Genomic DNA, 16,812 nt, shown 5'->3' with positions numbered 1-16,812 from the left:
CCTCGACCTTTGTCAGGGGGGAGATAGAGGTCGACCTTCCACGGATGCGGAAGCCGGACCGAGGGTTTCATTGCACTGCCGATGACCGTCGCACGCTCCACCAGCGCACGAGCATCTGGAACGGGATGACGGGAAAATGGCCATTGCAATCGTCTTGGTGCTCATCGTTGTTGCGTCTGTCCTGTTCCACCTCCTGGCCCCCTGGCACCTGACCCCGGCCGCGTCCAACTGGGGCTCGATCGACACCACGCTGCTCATCACCCTGATCATCACCGGCATCTTCTTCATCGCCATCGTCGGCTTCATGGCGGTGGCGATCGTCCGCTTCCGCCATCGGGAGGGCCGCAGAGCCGCCTACGAACCCGAGAGCAAGAAGCTGGAATGGTGGCTGATAGTCGCCACCTCCATCGGCATCATCGGCATGCTGGCGCCGGGCCTGGTGGTCTACAGCGACTTCGTCCAGGTGCCCAAGGACGCCTACCCGCTGGAGGTGGTCGCCCAGCAGTGGCAGTGGGCATTCCGTTTTCCCGGCCAGGACGGCCAGCTCGGCCGCGCCAATGTGAAGTGGGTCGATGCGAGCAACCCGCTCGGACTGGACCGTGACGATCCGGCCGGCCAGGACGATGTGCTGATCAGGAGCAACGAGGTGCGCCTGCCGCTGGATCGACCGGTGAAGGTGCTGCTGCGCTCCAAGGACGTGCTGCACAACTTCTACATTCCGCAGATCCGCGGAAAGATGGATATGGTCCCGGGCATGGTGTCGCACTTCTGGTTCACTCCCACCGTAGTGGGCAGGTACGAAATCCTTTGCGCGGAGTTCTGCGGCGTCGGGCACTTCAACATGCGCGGGATGATGCTGGTCGAGCCGGAGCCGGCCTTCGACCAGTGGCTGGCCGCGCAACCCACCTTCGCCCAGACCCTGGCCGCCGCCAGCAAGCCCAGCCAGGGAAGCCTGATCGAGACCGGCCGCCAGCTCGCGGAAAGCCACGGCTGCCGGGCCTGCCACAGCCAGGACGGCAGCGCCAGCCTGGGGCCGGGCTGGAAGGACCTCTACGGACGCGAGGAAAAGCTGGTGGATGGCAGCGGCGTGCCGGTGGACGACGCGTACCTGCAGGAGTCCATCACCGATCCCAAGGCGCGGCAGGTGCAGGGCTATCCGCCGGTGATGGTGCCCTATACTTTCAACCAGGACGAGCTGGCCGCCCTGGTGGCCTTCATCAAATCGCTGAGCGCGGCCGGGCAGGAAGAGCAGGGCGCCGCCAGCCCGGTGGGAGAGTCAGGCGATGCCACGGAGCAGGGGCAGCGCCTGGCCGAGTCCCTCGGTTGCCTGGCCTGCCACAGCCTCGACGGCAGCAAGGGTGTAGGGCCCAGTTGGCAGGGGTTGTACGGCAAGACCGAGACCCTGGCCGACGGTAGCCAGGTCAAGGTGGACGATGCCTACCTCAGGGACTCCGTGCTCAAACCCGCTGATGCGCTGGTCAAGGGTTACGCGCCGGTGATGCCGGCCTTCACCCTCGGTGACCAGGAACTGAACGCAGTGATCGCCTTTATCAAGTCCAGGGCGAATCCCGACGCCGCAAGGCAGGAACAGGCGCCGTAAGCTGCAGAAGGACTCCGACTCCAACCCGGAGGAAATCTGATGGCCGAAGTCGAGCATGCCGAAACCGATGTACTGCACGAGCCGAGGAGCTTCTTTACCCGCTACATCTGGAGCCAGGACCACAAGGTCATCGCCATCCAGTACTCCCTGACCGCGATCTTCGTCGGCCTCATAGCCCTTGTGCTGTCCGGCCTGATGCGCATGCAGATCGGCTTCCCCGGCAGCCTGGAATTCATGGACCCCAGCACCTATTACCAGGCCATGACCATGCACGGGATGATCATGGTCATCTACCTGCTGACGGCGCTGTTCCTCGGCGGCTTCGGCAATTTCCTGATTCCGCTGATGGTCGGCGCGCGGGACATGGTCTTCCCTTACGTCAACATGCTGAGCTACTGGTTCTACCTGCTCTCGGTACTGGTGCTGCTGAGCAGCTTCTTCGTGCCGGGCGGGCCGACGGGCGCGGGGTGGACCCTCTATCCACCGCAGGCGATCACCCAGGGCACGCCGGGCACCGAATGGGGCATCGTGCTGATGCTGGTGTCCCTGGCGATCTTCATAGTCGCCGCCACCATGGGCGGCCTCAACTACGTGACCACGGTGCTGCAGGCGCGCACCCAGGGCATGACGTTGTTCCGCATGCCGCTTTCGGTCTGGGGCATCTTCATGGCCTCGATCCTTGCCTTGCTGGCGTTTCCGGCCCTGTTCGTCAGCGCGGTGATGATGCTGTTCGACCGCTTGCTGGGCACCAGCTTCTTCATGCCGGCACTGATTTCCATGGGGCAGCAGCTGAACCACCAGGGCGGCAGCCCGATCCTGTTCCAGCACCTGTTCTGGTTCTTCGGCCACCCGGAGGTGTACATAGTCGCGCTGCCGGCCTTCGGCCTGGTCTCGGACCTGATCAGCACCCACGCACGGAAGAACATCTTCGGCTACCGCATGATGGTCTGGGCCATAGTCGCCATCGGCGTGCTGAGCTTCGTGGTCTGGGCCCACCACATGTACGTCAGCGGGATGAACCCTTACTTCGGCTTCTTCTTCGCGGTCACCACCCTGGTCATCGCCGTGCCGACGGCGCTCAAGGTCTACAACTGGACCCTGACCCTCTGGCATGGCGACATCCACCTGACAGTGCCGATGCTGTTCGCCCTGGCCTTCATCATCACCTTCCTGGTGGGCGGCCTGACCGGGCTATTCCTCGGCAATGTGATAGTGGACATCCCACTGTCGGACACTTATTTCGTCGTGGCGCACTTCCATATGGTCATGGGGGTGGCGCCGATACTAGTGGTGTTCGGCTCGCTCTATCACTGGTTCCCGAAGGTCACCGGGCGGATGATGAACGACACCCTCGGCAAGTGGCATTTCTGGATCACCTTCCTCGGCACCTACGCCATCTACTTCCCCATGCACTACCTGGGCTTCCTGGGCATGCCGCGGCGTTACTACGCCTATCCGAATTATGAATTCATCCCGCAGTCGGCCCAGGACCTGAACGCCTTCATCACCGTGGCGGCGCTGACCGTGGGTGTGGCGCAGTTGCTGTTCGTCTTCAACATGGCCTGGAGCGCCTTCAGGGGCCGGCCCGCCGGCGGCAACCCGTGGAAGGCGGTCAGCCTGGAATGGCAGACGCCGGACACGCCGCCGGTGCACGGCAACTGGCGGGACAAGCTGCCGGTGGTGCATCGCTGGGCCTATGACTACAGCGTGCCGGGAGTCGAGCAGGACTACGTGCCGCAGACGGTGTCCGAAGAAGAGCTGCAGCGCCTGCGCGAGGCCAATGGCAAGGCCGCTGCCGCGGAGAAACACCCATGAGCGCGCAATTCTGGAAAAACGCCGGGAGCGCTGATCCCGGCGGCTGGAGCGACGGCGACCGGCATGAGGCGCCGACCCGCGACAGGAGCAGGACCGCCAAGGTCGGCCTGGGGGTATTCCTTTGTGTGGTGACTTCGCTCTTCCTGCTGTTCCTGCTGGCCTTCATCGCCCGCTCCCAGGTCTCGGACTGGCGGCCGCTGACCGATCCGCTGGCGCCCCTGGCCCATCCCTGGATGCTTTGGGTGAACACCGCGCTGCTGGCCCTGGGCAGCCTCTTCCTGCAGTGGGCGAAAGTGGCGATAGGGCGCAACCGGCAAGGCGCGGCCGCCAGGGCCTTCGTGCTCGGCGGGGCCTTCGCCCTGGCCTTCCTCTGCGGGCAGCTCTGGGTCTGGCAGCAATTCGTCTCCTGGGGCTATTTCGTCTCGGGCAATCCGGCCAACAGCTTCTTCTACCTGCTGACCGGGCTGCATGGCCTGCACCTCGCCGGTGGCCTGGTGGCCTGGGGCGGGGTGCTGATTCGGGTGCTGCGTCACGCGCCGCTGGCGCGGCTCAGGTCCGGCATGGAGCTGTGCGCGATCTACTGGCACTACCTGCTGGGCCTCTGGCTGGTGCTCTTCGCACTGCTGACCAGTACGCCCGAAACCTATCAGGCCATCGCGGCCTTCTGCGGGCTGAGGTGAAGCCATGGCAGCGTCCCCACGGGAACTTCAGACCCCGGTCGAATCCCCCTCCACCTGGCAGGAGATAGCCAGGGACTGGTCCTCGGATCGCGATGCCTTCAAGCAGGTGCCCTGGGGCAAGGCGATGATGTGGATCTTCCTGCTCAGCGACACCTTCATCTTCACCTGCTTCCTCACCGGCTACATGTCGGTGCGCATCAGCACCACCGCCACCTGGCCCAACCCGAGCGAAGTCTTCGCCCTGAACATCGGCGGTGCGCACATCCCGCTGATCCTGATCGCCATCATGACCTTCGTGCTGATCACCAGCAGCGGCACCATGGCGATGGCGGTGAACTTCGGCTACCGCCGCGACCGCGTGCGCAGTGCGGCGCTGATGCTGACCACTGCGGCCCTCGGTGCCACCTTCGTCGGCATGCAGGCATTCGAATGGAGCAAGCTGATCGCCGAAGGCGTGCGGCCCTGGGGCAATCCCATGGGCGCGGCGCAGTTCGGCGCCTGCTTCTTCATGATCACCGGCTTCCACGGGCTGCACGTGTCGGTCGGGGTGATCTATCTATGCACCGTGGCATTCAAGGTGCTGCGGGGCGACTACGAGAGGCGCGGGAACTACCAGATCGTCGAAATCACCGGGTTGTACTGGCACTTCGTGGACCTGGTATGGGTGTTCATCTTCGCGTTTTTCTATCTGTGGTAGAGCAGGGGAGCGATGCAGATGGCACACGTGCAAGGTCAACAACATCCGATCGGCCTGTACCTGAAGATCTGGGGACTGCTGTTCGTCCTCAGCACCCTGTCCTACCTGGTGGACTACTTCCACTTCCAGGGTTATTTCCGCTGGTCGATGATCGTCGTCCTGATGCTGCTCAAGGCGGGGCTTATCGTCTCGATCTTCATGCACATGGCATGGGAACGCCTGGCGCTGGTCTACGCCATATTGGTGCCGCCGATGTGCTTGTTGGTACTGGTGGGGCTGATGGCTGCCGAGGCGGATTACGTGTTCTTCACCCGAGGCACGTTCCTCGGCCCATAGGAGCGAGCTCTGCTCGCTCCTACTGCATTGATGCCTAGATGGTCCGCTTGAACTGATGCCAGCGATGCAGCCAGGACACTATCCAATGCGGCGACGCCGGGCCGGTGCCTGCGAGCCTGAGTTGCGGATGGTGGTTGATGACCCGATCGAGAATGGACTCCTGGCCGGGTTCCACATCGACGAAGAAGATATGTTCGCCGTCCTTGACCTTGTCTTTCAGGTTGCGGAAATGCGCATTGGGCACCTGGATCCCGAAGAAGCCGCCTTCCCAGATGCAGAAGCCCAGGATAACCACGGCCAGGAAGACGAAGGGCACCCAACCCGCCGGCGTATCGGTCCAGCCCGCCAGCCAGGCGCCGAGGAGCACCAGTGCCGCCAGCGGAACGCCGATTGCCGCGCCTATTTCGCCGGAGTGAACGACGTCCTGCTTCATGAACGAATTCACGTCGTGCAGATGGTGCTCTTCCACATCGGCATCCCTGTCGCTGAGTACGTGGATCTGCTCGGTATTTATGCCATTGGCTTCGAGCTCGGTTTCAACGGTTTCCAGGTCATCAAGGTTGTTGCTGATGTAATAGTGCCGATTCATGACGCACCTCCGGACTCTCGTTCAATCCTGTTTGCCGTCTCCTGAAAACTGATGGCGTTTATTCCTGATAGTTATCTTCGAGCCCTGATTGAAAGGGCAGGGTTCTTTCACTGAAAAATTATAGCACCGGCACCTATAACCCCTTGGCCTGCGCGGCTTTCAGTAATGCCCAAAGACTGGACCTGGCTGTGTCTTGTCTAAAATGGTGAGTGAACAGCGGGCGCAGCGACGCCAGGCGAGGAGATTGCGAGATGAACACCTTGACTATCGAAAGTTGGTACAAACCCAGCGGCGCGGAAAAGTCCATCCCGATGGGCGAGTTTCATTTCCACGTCAATGATGCTGACCATCTGCGCCTCGAAGAGGCGGAAGAGCGCCTGCAAGAAACCCATGAACGGGAAATGTTCATCGATGCCGACATGACCAACATGGAGTTGGTGACGCCGGCCGAATGCGGGACCTTGTCGGACCTGCAGTTCCGCGTCTACCTGAGCAGAGGCGACGAGCGCGGGCAATTCCACCTGGTGGGCCACCGCGAAAGCGACGGCAGCCTGATCTACACCAACTCGGTGATGATCGACCAGTTGGGGTAGAGGGGCAGTCAGGTTATTCGCCGATTGTCAGAGGGCATGCCGGATTGGTGATCTGGCGCCCGAGCGAGCTTTTGTAGGTTGGCGCAGAACGCAGCGAAGCCCAACAGGGTGTACTTCGAGGCCAGGCCTGTTGGGCTTGGCAGGCAGTGCACCGCCTTAGCTCTGATTTCCTCCGCCTTCCCGCCAATGCTCTTTCAGGAACTCGATGAACACCTTGACCTTGCGCGTGTTGCGTCGGTGGGCCAGGTAGAGCAGGTAGATCCAGGGCCCGAAGGCGCTGGGTTCGCGCCAGTACTCGGGCATCACTTCCGCCAGCTCGCCGCGGGCTATGTAGGGCGCGGCGCTCCATTGCGGGAGGAACTGCAGGCCCTGGCCATCCAGCAGGCAGGCGAGGAGGAAGTCGTAGTTGTCGCTGGCCAGCCGTGGTGTGGGCTGGGCGAGGCGGATGCGCTGGTCGCCGCGCATCACCCACCAGAAGTGCCGGTTGAGCAGGGGATGGCGGAAGATCAGCCAGTCATGCTGCTGATAGTTCTCCAGGTTCACTTCTTCGCCCTTGCGCGCCAGGTAGGCCGGACTCGCGCAGAGCAGGATGCGGTTTTCCACCAGCGGCTGGGCGATCACGCCGGGCTGGTCGATCGGCCCATCGCGCAGGGCCAGGTCATAGCCGCCGTCCACCAGGTCGACATAGGTGTCGCTCAGTTCCACCTCCAGATGCACTTGCGGATGGGCGCGCAGATAGCGGCAGCACACCTGGTTGAGGAAGGCCGGGCCGAAGGAGGGCGGGGCGGTGATGCGCAGGCCGCCGCGCAGTTCGTGCTGCAACTGCTCCACGCCTTCGCTGGCGAGTTGCAACTGCATCAGCGCCTGACGGGCGCCTTCCAGGTAGATCTGCCCGGCTTCGGTCAGCGCCATGCGTCGGGTGGTGCGTTCGAACAGGCGTGCGCCCAGCTCGTCTTCGAGTTGCGCGACGGCCTTGGTCAGGGCGGAGGGCGTCTTGCCGAGCTGCTCGGCGGCACGGCTGAAATTGCCGTGCTCGGCCGTGGCGACAAACATGTTCAGTGCGCTCAGTTTGTCCATCAATCTGTTCCTGCTGGGAAAAGAAGTTGTGCGGGAGTCAGCATTTTGCCGTGCCCCTTGTTTGGTTAGTCTTTGCTGCAGACTAACAAAAACAGAAGGCGCCCTCATGAAGTCGCTATTTCCCCTGGTGTTCTCTACCGCACTGGCCTGTTCCTGCCAGGAAACTATGGCTGCTGTCGACCTCATCCTCCACAACGGCAAGGTCTACACCGCCGAGCCGGGGCAATCCCTGCAGCAAGCGGTGGCCATCGAGAATGGCAAGGTCCTGGCCGTCGGCTCCGATGCCGAAGTGCTGCGCCGCAAGCAAGCCGGCACCCGCGTGCTCGACCTGGGCGGCAAGGTGCTGATGCCGGGTTTCATCGACTCCCACGCCCATGTCATCAAGGGTGGCCTGCAATTGCAGCAGGCCAACCTCGATGGGCAGATGCTGCCGATGGACGAACTGGAGCAGCGTCTGCGCCAATGGCGCGAAGACGGCAAGGCGAAGCACGGCGACATGCTCAGCATCGGCGGACTGCCTTCGACCTACTGGAGCCAGGTGGAACAGTTCGAGCAACGCTTCAACCAGGGCGAGTGGGCGGACCTGCCCATCCTCTTCGTCGGTTGGGACCTGCACACCGGCTGGGCGAACGCGGCCATGCTCGAGCGCGCCGGGATCGACACCGCCAAGGTGAAATCGCTGAAGGGTGAGGAGCTGGCCACCATCGGCCATCACCCGGATGGTCGCCCCAACGGCTTTTTGGTCGATGCCGGCCTCTACCCGGTACAGGAACTCCTCCCGCCACCCACCGAGGCGGAGCTGATGGCCGGCGGCCGGGCTGCCCTGGAGCACTACAAGCGCCTCGGCATCACCGGCTGGATGGAGCCCATCGCCAACGAGATACCGGGGGGCGAAGTGAACAACGCGTCCGTCGGTGTCTTGCCGATCTACAAAGCGCTGGCCGAACGGGGTGAACTGACGGCCCACGTTGCCGCGCTGTTGATGGCCGACTCGAAAGCCACCCCCTCCGACCTCGACGCCCTGGACAAGGTGCGCCAGCAGTTCCAGGGCATACCCAACCTGACGCTCCCTGGCATCAAGGTCTTCGTCGATGGCGTTGCGGAGATCCCGGCGCAGAGCGCCGCCATGCTGGAGCCCTATTCGAACTCGAAGAAGTCGGGTGAATTGCTGATCGACCCCGCGCACTTCGGCGAAATGGTCAGTGCCGCCGATGCCCGTGGCTGGCTGGTGCACATCCACGCCATCGGCGACCGCGCGGTGCGCGAGTCGCTCAATGGCATCGAGCAAGCGCGCAAGGCCCGGCAGAGCGGAATCCCGCACTCCATCACCCATCTGCAGATGGTCAACCCGAAGGAGTTCGCCCGCTTCAAGCCCCTGGATGTCATCGCCTCCATGCAGCTCTACTGGGCCAGTGCCGACGAGGCCAGCATGGACCTGGTAAAACCCTACGTCAGCGCCATGGCCTTCCAGTACTCGTACCCGGCCCGCTCGCTGCTGAAGAACGGCGCGACCATCGCCGGCGCCAGCGACTGGCCGATCACCACGGCCGATCCCTGGAAGGCCATTTACCAGGCGGTGAGCCGCACGGGGCCGAAGGGCGTACTCAACGCCGCCGAAGGCATCGACCGCGAGACCATGTTCCAGGCCTACACCCTCGATGCCGCGCGCGCCATCCGCCTGGACAGCGAGATCGGCTCGCTCAAGCCCGGCAAGCGGGCCGACATGGTCGTGCTCGATCGCGATGTATTCGAGGTCGAGCCCGAAGTCCTGCGCGACACCCAGGTGCTCAAGACCTTCTTCGCCGGCCGCGAAGTCTTCTCCGCAACCCCCTGACTTACCCAAGCGCACGGCTGAAGGTGCCTCCCTCAAACGAGGGGCGCCTTCCGGCGGTGCATTCGCAGTGAAAATAGGAAGCTAGCAGTGAAAGTTCATTCCTTCGTGACCGACACCCTGGACCCGCACATTCGCGGACGGCAGATCGGGGAAACCTGGGCCGAGCAGATTCGCCAGACGGTCTCGCTCTATCTGGATTTCTTCTCCCAGGTGGGCGTCGCTCCCGAGCGCGTGCGCTCCCTCGGTGAAGCCAGCCTGAGCGCGCTGGAAGCCTGGAGCCCCAGCCTTGCCCAGGAAGTCTGTGCGATCGCCGATGGCGCCCGGCTGCCGCTGTGGCAACTGGCGAGCCTGAACGCCCGCACGGAAATCCTCGCGGTGATGCCGGCGTCCACCGAAGGGGAATGCTCGACTGCGGTATTCGCGCCGTCCGGCCCGCAGGTCCCGAGGACCATCCAGACCTGGGACTGGCACGATTCCCTGGTGCCGCACGGCCTGATGCTGCAGCTCACGGCCAGCTCCGGCATCAGCGTCAAGCTGTTCACCGAGTTCGGCATGCTCGGCAAGATCGGGGTGAACAGCGCCGGTCTCGGGCTGCATTTCAACATCCTCCACCACGCCAGCGACAACGACAGCGGTGGCGTCCCGGTGCATGCCATCGCGCGGCGCATCCTGGAAGAAGCCACCAGCGTCGAGGAGGCCATCGCCCTGGCACGCACCGCGCGGGTCAGCGCCTCGACCGTGCTGACGGTCTTCTCCCGTCAGGACGCGACGCCACGGGCGGCGAGCATCGAGCTGTCCAGGGAAGCGACCGCCGTGGTGCTGCCGCGCGCGGATGGCTGGATCACCCACACCAACCATTTTCTCGATGAGGCCCTGAGCCGTGGCGAGCGGACTCCGGACGTTTCCACCACCTACGCCCGTCTCGCCCATGTGAACGCTGAGCTGGCCGGCATGACCGCGCTCGAACTGGCAGCCCGTGCGGACGCCATGTGTGGCGCCGCCGGCAACAACGCGCCGATCTGCTTCCACCCGGACCTGAACCTGCCGCCGAAAGAGCGCTGGGAAACCCTGCTGACCATCGGCATCGATACCCGGGACTTCGCGCTGGATTACGCCGCCGGCAACCCGAAGTTCCTCGCCGGCAATGGCCATGTGCGCTTCTGAGGCCTGAATCCAAACCGCGGGGAGCGCCCGGGCGCCCCTGCGGTTCTCCAGGCCGGCCAGGTTTCGCGGCCGGCCGCATGCAATCTCCCCAACAATTACAAGATGGGAAAGCCAAATGGGTAAATCAGATCAACGAGTGGCGGGTTCGCAATCCGCGCTGAGGACATTCTTCGTCTCGGGCATGGGCACCGCGCTGGAGTTCTACGATTTCGTGATCTACGGAATCGCCGCCGCGCTGGTTTTTCCGCAGGTGTTCTTTCCGGACATGGACCCGCTCACCGGCACCCTGGTGGCCTTCGGCGCTTTCGGTGCGGGCTTCTTCGCCCGCCCGCTGGGCGGCATGGTCTTCGGCCATTACGGGGACAGGGTCGGTCGACAGAAGGTGCTGGTGGTCACGCTGTTGCTGATGGGCCTGAGCACGCTGTTGATCGGCTGCCTGCCCAGCTACGACGCCATCGGCCTCGCCGCGCCGACGCTGCTGGTGCTGCTGCGGCTGGTGCAGGGCTTCGCCGCCGGCGGCGAGTGGGGCGGTGCCGCGCTGTTCGGCATCGAATCGGCACCGCCCGGTCGGCGTGGCCTGTGGGGCAGCTTCACGAGCATGGGGATCGGCATCGGCGGCCTGCTCGGCTCCTCGGTCTTCGCCCTGGTCAGCACCGCGTTCGACGCGGACCTGGCCAGCTTCGCCTGGCGAATTCCCTTCTGGCTGGGTGGGATCCTGGTGCTGATCGGGCTGTACGCCAGGCTGCAGAACCCGCTGAAGGAAAAGCCCGAGCGCAAGGAAGAGGCGCGTATTCCGCTGGTGGAGGCGCTGCGTTCCCGCCCACGGGAAATGCTGCTGTGCACGGGCATCGCCTTCGGCTACGTGACCATCGCCTACATCGGCAGCACCTTCTTCCTCGCCTATGCGACCCAGCTCGGCTACGACAGCACCGATGCGCTCATCTTCGACCTGGCGTTGTCGATAGCCATCATCATCACCGCGCCGCTGTTCGCCCTGCTATCCGACCGGATCGGACGGCGCAAGGTGATGGTCCTCGGCTCGCTGATCATGGCCATGGGCTTCTTCCTGTTTTTCCCGCTGGTGGGCATGAAGAGCATGCTGATCTCGATCGCGGCCTACGCCGTGGTCGGCGCCTTCATGGGCGCGACCCAGGGGCCGATTCCCGCTTTCCTCGCCGAGCAGTTCCCGCAGGCGGTGCGTTACTCGGGGATGTCCGCGTCCTACCAGATCGGCGCCGCGCTGGGCGGCGGCACGGCGTCGAGCATTGCGACGGCGATCCTCATCGCCACCGGCAACGACCCGTTTGGGGTGGCCCTGTATGGTGCGTTCGCGCTGGGCATCGTGGCGATTTGCTCGCTGCTCCTCAGGGAGACCTCGCACCTCGGCATGGCTGAGATCGACGAGCAGACCTGGGCACCCACGACCTGCGTGGCCGACTGAGCCGAAAGCCCCTCCCGCGGGGGAGGGGCCTTGCTGGTGGCTCAGACCACCAGCGACAGCAGCAGGATGAACACCAGGCCGACCACGGACAGGATGGTTTCCATGGCCGTCCAGGTCTTGAAGGTTTCGCTGACGCTCATGTTGAAGTACTGCTTGACCAGCCAGAAGCCGGCATCGTTCACGTGGGAGAGGATCAGCGAGCCGGCGCCGGTGGCCAGCACCAGCAGCTCCCGGTTGACTCCTGGAATCAGCTCGACCACGGGCACCACGATGCCTGCGCCGGTAATGGTGGCGACCGTGGCCGAACCGGTGGCGATGCGGATCAGCGCCGCCACCAACCAGGCGAGGAGGATCGGCGAGATCTGAGCATTGACCGCCAGGTGGCCGATCACATCGCCCACGCCGCTGGACACCAGCATCTGCTTGAAGCCGCCACCGGCGCCGATGATCAGCACGATCGCGGCAGTGGGGGCGAGGCTCTCGTCCAGCAGCTTGAGGACGCGCTTGGAAGAGAAGCCGCGGGCATGGCCGAAGGTGTAGAGCGCCAGCAGCAGGGCCAGGAGCAGGGCGCTGATGGGGTGGCCGATCATGTCCATCCAGGCGCGGATCATGTGCCCTTCGGGAAGCACGACGTCGGCGAAGGTCTTCAGCAGCATCAGGAACACCGGCAGCAGCACGGTGACCAGGGTCACGATGAAGCTTGGCAGGTTGCTGGCCTCCGGTTCGTGGGCGAGTTGTTCGACCAGTTCGGGCGAGGGGCTGCCGGGGATGCGCCGGGCGATGAAGCTACCGAACAGCGGGCCGGCGATGATGGCGGTCGGCAGGGCGACGATCAGGCCATAGAGGATGGTCTTGCCGATATCCGCGCCGAACACGCCGATGGCCAGCAGAGGGCCGGGGTGCGGCGGCACCAGGCCGTGGACCACCGAGAGGCCGGCGAGCAGCGGGATGCCGATCTTGATCAGCGACACCCCGGTACGCCGCGCGACGATGAACACCAGGGGTATCAGCAGGACGAAGCCGATCTCGAAGAACAGCGGGATGCCCACCAGGAAGGCCGCGAGCATCATCGACCACTGCACGCGGTCCTTGCCGAAGGCCCGGATCAGTGTGCGGGCGATCTGGTCGGCGCCACCGGATTCGGCCATCAGCTTGCCGAGCATGGTGCCCAGGGCGAGGATCACGCCGACGAAGCCGAGGACGCCGCCGAAGCCTTCCTGGAAGGATTTGACGATCTTCTCCACCGGCATTCCAGAGGTCAGGCCGAGGAAGGCGGCAGCGATGATCAGTGCAATGAAGGGGTGGAACTTGAAGCGGGTGATCAGGACGATCAGGCCAATGATGGTGACCACTGCATCCAACAGCAGAAAGGTGTCATGGGAGATGGCAAGCATGGGGAGTTCTCATATTGTCATTGTTGTGGACGGGCGCCGCTTGAGATAGCGCTGTCTTTGTAAGGCAAAGCTTGGCCGGTCACGCCGGAGTATGGTCGAGCCACCATCGGTGGGCGGCTTCGGCCAGCCGTTCGACATCCTGTGTCGCGTCCAGGACCAGGGTCAGGGGCTCGCCCAGCGGCGGCTCCAGGGCTTCGAACTGGCTGTCGATCATGGTCGCCGGCATGAAATGGCCCGGGCGGTGGGCGACACGCCGGGCGGCCACCTCGGGAGTCAATTCGAGGAACACGAAGCCGACACCGGGGACCGCAGCGCGCAACCTCTCCCGATAGCGCAGCTTCAGGGCCGAGCAGGTCAGTACCGGGCGCTGTCCGGCCTCGATGGCCAGGCGCAACTCGTCGCACAGGCGGCTCAGCCAGCCGGCTCGGTCGTCATCGGAGAGGGGGATTCCGGTGCTCATCTTGCGGATGTTTTCCGGGGGGTGGAAGGCGTCGCCTTCGATGGCGACAGCGCCGCTGCGCAAGCGCAACGCATCGCTGACGCTGGACTTGCCGCAACCGCAAACGCCCATGATCACGAGCGCATTGATGGGTTGAACCATGTGGCACCTCTGCGCGGAGACAGCGCTATCTTTCCGAATCGAAACCTACGAAAAGCAGGCCGTGTCGCCGCATCTTGTCATTTTTGTGGATTGCCGCTAATGCCGCAGGGGCATTCTCGAACCGATCAGGCGGTCGGATGTGATCAGGCATTTGCCGAATCGCCGAGACAGCGCTACCTTAATGTCTGATTTTTTGTTTGACAAGCAGGCTCATGACATCCGCCAACAACGAAAAAAATACCCGCACGACGGGGCGGCCCACCCTCAACGAGGTGGCTCGGCGCGCTGGCGTCAGTCCGATCACGGCCTCCAGGGCCCTGCGCGGCATCACCACGGTGGCCGAAGACCTGGCGCTGAAAGTCCGCGAGGCCGCCCGCGAGCTGGGCTATGTGGTCAACCCTGCGGCGCGCGCCCTGGCGTCCGCCCAGAGCCAGTCGGTGGTGGTGCTGGTGCCCTCGCTGTCGAACCAGTTGTTCGTCGACACCCTCGAAGCCATTCACGGCGTGCTGCGCCCCAAGGGCCTGGAAGTGCTGATCGGCAACTTCCACTACTCCCGCGACGAGGAAGAGGACCTGATCCGCAACTACCTGGCCTACCAGCCGCGTGGCTTGCTGCTCACCGGTTTCGAACGGACCGAAAGCGCGCGGCGGATGATCGAGGCCAGCGGCATTCCCTGTGTCTACATGATGGATCTGGACGCGGGATCGGGGCTGCATTGCGTGGGCTTCTCGCAGCTGCAGGCCGGCGCGACGGCGGCGGAACACCTGCTGTCGCGCGGGCGCAAACGCCTGGCGTTCGTCGGCGCACAGCTCGACCAGCGCACCCTGTTGCGTGGCGAAGGGTTCCGCCGCGCCCTGCAGAAGGCCGGGGTCTATGACCCGAGCCTGGAGATGCTCACCCCGCGGCCATCGTCCGTCGGTTTGGGCGGGGAGATTTTCACCCAGTTGCTGACCAGCCATCCCGAGATCGACGGCATCTTCTTCGGTAACGACGACCTGGCCCAGGGCGCCTTGCTGGAGGCCATGCGCCTCGGCGTGAAGATTCCCGAGCAGGTCGCGGTACTCGGCTTCAACGATCTTCCCAGCTCGGCCTTCATGGTGCCGCGCCTCAGCAGCATCCGCACGCCACGGGAAGCCATCGGCCGCCGCGCCGCCGAACAGATACTCGCCCTGATCGCCGGCAAGGTGATCGAGGAGCCGGTCCAGGACATGGGCTTCGAGCTGATGGTCCGCGAGAGCAGCTAGTCGGCAATGGAAATCATGCTCTCGTCCCAACCCACTCATTGCCAGGAGTCGATCCCATGCATCCCCGCGTACTAGAAGTCACCGAACGCCTGGTGGAACGCAGCCGCGCCACCCGCGCGCGCTACCTGGCGCTGATCCAGCAGGCCGCCAGCGACGGCCCGCAGCGCGGCAAGCTGCAGTGCGCCAACTTCGCCCACGGGGTCGCCGGCTGCGGCGGCGGCGACAAGCAGCGCCTGCGCCTGCTGGACTCGGCCAACGTGGCCATCGTCACCGCCTACAACGACATGCTCTCGGCGCACCAGCCCTACGAGGACTACCCGGAGAAGCTTCGCCAGGCCCTGCGCGAGATTGGCTCGGTGGGCCAGGTGGCCGGCGGCGTGCCGGCCATGTGCGACGGCGTCACCCAGGGCGAGCCGGGCATGGAGCTGGGCATCGCCAGCCGCGAGGTGATCGCGCTGTCCACCGCGGTGGCGCTGTCGCACAACATGTTCGATGCGGCGCTGTTCCTCGGCATCTGCGACAAGATCGTTCCCGGCCTGCTGATGGGCGCGCTGCGCTTCGGCCACCTGCCGTCGATCTTCGTCCCCGCCGGGCCGATGCCCTCCGGGCTGTCGAACAAGGACAAGGCCGAGGTGCGCCAGCGCTACGCCGAGGGCAAGGCCAGCCGCGACGAGCTGCTGGCGTCGGAGATGGCGGCCTACCACAGCCCCGGCACCTGCACCTTCTACGGCACCGCCAACACCAACCAGATGCTCATGGAGATCATGGGCCTGCACCTGCCGGGCGCCTCCTTCGTCAACCCGAATACCCCGCTGCGCGAGGCGCTGACCGTGGCGACCGCGCGCCAGGTCACCCGCCTGACCAAACAGAGCGGGCAGTTCCTGCCGCTCGGCGAGCTCGTCGACGAGCGCGTGCTGATCAACGCGGTGGTGGCCCTGCACGCCACCGGCGGCTCGACCAACCACACCCTGCACCTGCCGGCGATCGCCCAGGCCGCCGGCGTCCAGCTGACCTGGCAGGACATGGCCGAGCTGTCCGAGGTGGTGCCGACCCTGGCCCACGTCTATCCCAACGGCCAGGCCGACATCAACCACTTCCACGCCGCCGGCGGGGTGGCCTTCCTGGTGCGCGAGCTGCTCGACGCCGGCTTGCTCCATGAGGAGGTCAACACCGTGATGGGCCGCGGCCTGCGCCGCTACACCCAGGAGCCGTTCCTCGCCGACGGCCAGCTGGTCTGGCGCGAGGGTGCCGGCCAGAGCTTGGACGCGAGCATCCTGCGCCCGGTGGCGAACCCCTTCTCGGCGGAGGGCGGGCTGCGGGTGATGGTCGGCAACCTCGGCCGCGGGGTGATGAAGGTCTCCGCGGTGGCGCCCGAACACCAGGTGGTGGAAGCGCCGGTGCGGGTGTTCCACGACCAGCAGGCGCTGGCCGAGGCCTTCCAGGCCGGCGAGCTGGACCGCGACCTGGTGGCGGTGATGCGCTTCCAGGGCCCACGCAGCAACGGCATGCCCGAGCTGCACAAGTTGACCCCCTACCTCGGCGTGCTGCAGGACCGAGGCTACCGGGTGGCGCTGGTCACCGACGGGCGCATGTCCGGCGCCTCGGGCAAGATCCCGGCGGCGATCCACGTCTGCCCGGAAGCCTTCGACGGCGGTCCGCTGGCGCGGGTGCGCGATGGCGACCTGCTCCGCGTCGACGGCCAGGCCGGGACCCTGGAACTGTTGGTGGACGCCGCCGAGTTCGCCGC

At 64.9% G+C, this 16,812-nt stretch carries 15 protein-coding genes; 11 read left to right on the top strand and 4 right to left on the bottom strand.

The features are described from left to right. Positions 1 to 136 precede the first annotated feature (136 nt). Genes E8F11_RS17460 through E8F11_RS17440 form a run of 5 tightly spaced genes read left to right on the top strand, consistent with a single transcriptional unit; the run spans position 137 to position 5,128 of the window. Positions 137 to 1,600 carry a cytochrome c oxidase subunit II gene (locus tag E8F11_RS17460; RefSeq protein WP_280290112.1) on the top strand — a complete coding sequence of 488 codons (1,464 nt, stop codon included), beginning with the start codon at positions 137 to 139 and terminating at the stop codon, positions 1,598 to 1,600. A 39-nt stretch (positions 1,601 to 1,639) separates the two neighbouring features. Then, positions 1,640 to 3,415 (top strand): cytochrome c oxidase subunit I, encoded by a 1,776-nt coding sequence (gene ctaD / locus E8F11_RS17455; RefSeq protein WP_280290111.1) that lies wholly within the window; start codon positions 1,640 to 1,642, stop codon positions 3,413 to 3,415. Next, positions 3,412 to 4,095 (top strand): cytochrome c oxidase subunit 3, encoded by a 684-nt coding sequence (locus E8F11_RS17450; protein WP_280290110.1) that lies wholly within the window; start codon positions 3,412 to 3,414, stop codon positions 4,093 to 4,095. Before ctaD ends, E8F11_RS17450 begins: the two co-directional genes overlap by 4 nt. Before the next feature lie 4 nt (positions 4,096 to 4,099). Continuing rightward, on the top strand, positions 4,100 to 4,792 hold the full coding sequence (locus E8F11_RS17445) for a heme-copper oxidase subunit III family protein (protein ID WP_280290109.1): 693 nt from the start codon (positions 4,100 to 4,102) through the stop codon (positions 4,790 to 4,792). A gap of 18 nt (positions 4,793 to 4,810) precedes the next feature. After that, the gene (locus E8F11_RS17440) at positions 4,811 to 5,128 is read left to right on the top strand and encodes a cytochrome C oxidase subunit IV family protein (RefSeq protein ID WP_280290108.1); all 318 of its coding nucleotides are present in this window, start codon (positions 4,811 to 4,813) and stop codon (positions 5,126 to 5,128) included. Between the two features lie 34 nt (positions 5,129 to 5,162). Here E8F11_RS17440 and E8F11_RS17435 read toward each other — a convergent pair whose 3' ends face one another. Then, on the bottom strand, positions 5,163 to 5,717 hold the full coding sequence (locus E8F11_RS17435) for a magnesium transporter (RefSeq protein ID WP_280290107.1): 555 nt from the start codon (positions 5,715 to 5,717) through the stop codon (positions 5,163 to 5,165). 251 nt (positions 5,718 to 5,968) lie between these two features. Here E8F11_RS17435 and E8F11_RS17430 point away from each other — a divergent pair, with 251 nt between their 5' ends. Continuing rightward, on the top strand, positions 5,969 to 6,310 hold the full coding sequence (locus tag E8F11_RS17430) for a hypothetical protein (protein ID WP_280290106.1): 342 nt from the start codon (positions 5,969 to 5,971) through the stop codon (positions 6,308 to 6,310). Positions 6,311 to 6,466: 156 nt separating this feature from the next. On the opposite strand, the gene E8F11_RS17425 is transcribed toward E8F11_RS17430, so the two are convergent. Further along, complete coding sequence (locus tag E8F11_RS17425) at positions 6,467 to 7,387, bottom strand: LysR family transcriptional regulator (protein ID WP_280290105.1); 921 nt, start codon at positions 7,385 to 7,387, stop codon at positions 6,467 to 6,469. Between the two features lie 106 nt (positions 7,388 to 7,493). On the opposite strand from E8F11_RS17425, the gene E8F11_RS17420 reads away from it, so the two are divergent. From E8F11_RS17420 to E8F11_RS17410, 3 genes are all read left to right on the top strand, one after another. Continuing rightward, on the top strand, positions 7,494 to 9,221 hold the full coding sequence (locus E8F11_RS17420) for an amidohydrolase (RefSeq protein WP_280290104.1): 1,728 nt from the start codon (positions 7,494 to 7,496) through the stop codon (positions 9,219 to 9,221). Between the two features lie 87 nt (positions 9,222 to 9,308). After that, positions 9,309 to 10,385 (top strand): C45 family autoproteolytic acyltransferase/hydolase, encoded by a 1,077-nt coding sequence (locus E8F11_RS17415; protein WP_280290103.1) that lies wholly within the window; start codon positions 9,309 to 9,311, stop codon positions 10,383 to 10,385. 115 nt (positions 10,386 to 10,500) lie between these two features. Then, positions 10,501 to 11,826 (top strand): MFS transporter, encoded by a 1,326-nt coding sequence (locus E8F11_RS17410; protein ID WP_280290102.1) that lies wholly within the window; start codon positions 10,501 to 10,503, stop codon positions 11,824 to 11,826. 41 nt (positions 11,827 to 11,867) lie between these two features. Here the strand turns inward: E8F11_RS17410 and E8F11_RS17405 are convergent, their stop codons facing one another. Both E8F11_RS17405 and E8F11_RS17400 read right to left on the bottom strand, forming a co-directional pair. After that, positions 11,868 to 13,220 (bottom strand): GntP family permease, encoded by a 1,353-nt coding sequence (locus E8F11_RS17405; RefSeq protein ID WP_280290101.1) that lies wholly within the window; start codon positions 13,218 to 13,220, stop codon positions 11,868 to 11,870. A gap of 79 nt (positions 13,221 to 13,299) precedes the next feature. Continuing rightward, positions 13,300 to 13,821, bottom strand: a complete 522-nt coding sequence (locus tag E8F11_RS17400) for a gluconokinase (protein WP_280290100.1) — start codon at positions 13,819 to 13,821, stop codon at positions 13,300 to 13,302. Between the two features lie 212 nt (positions 13,822 to 14,033). Between E8F11_RS17400 and E8F11_RS17395 the strand changes: the two genes are divergently transcribed. Beyond that, positions 14,034 to 15,065 carry a LacI family DNA-binding transcriptional regulator gene (locus E8F11_RS17395; RefSeq protein WP_280290099.1) on the top strand — a complete coding sequence of 344 codons (1,032 nt, stop codon included), beginning with the start codon at positions 14,034 to 14,036 and terminating at the stop codon, positions 15,063 to 15,065. 56 nt (positions 15,066 to 15,121) lie between these two features. Beyond that, positions 15,122 to 16,812: phosphogluconate dehydratase (gene edd / locus E8F11_RS17390; protein ID WP_280290098.1), on the top strand; the 1,691-nt coding region annotated here is incomplete at its 3' end.

Source organism: Pseudomonas sp. BN417 (assembly GCF_029871205.1).
In the GTDB taxonomy this organism is placed as follows: Bacteria; Pseudomonadota; Gammaproteobacteria; order Pseudomonadales; family Pseudomonadaceae; genus Metapseudomonas.
The sequence above is the reverse complement of the archived record's forward strand: the minus strand, read 5'-3'. Positions and strand labels throughout refer to the sequence as shown.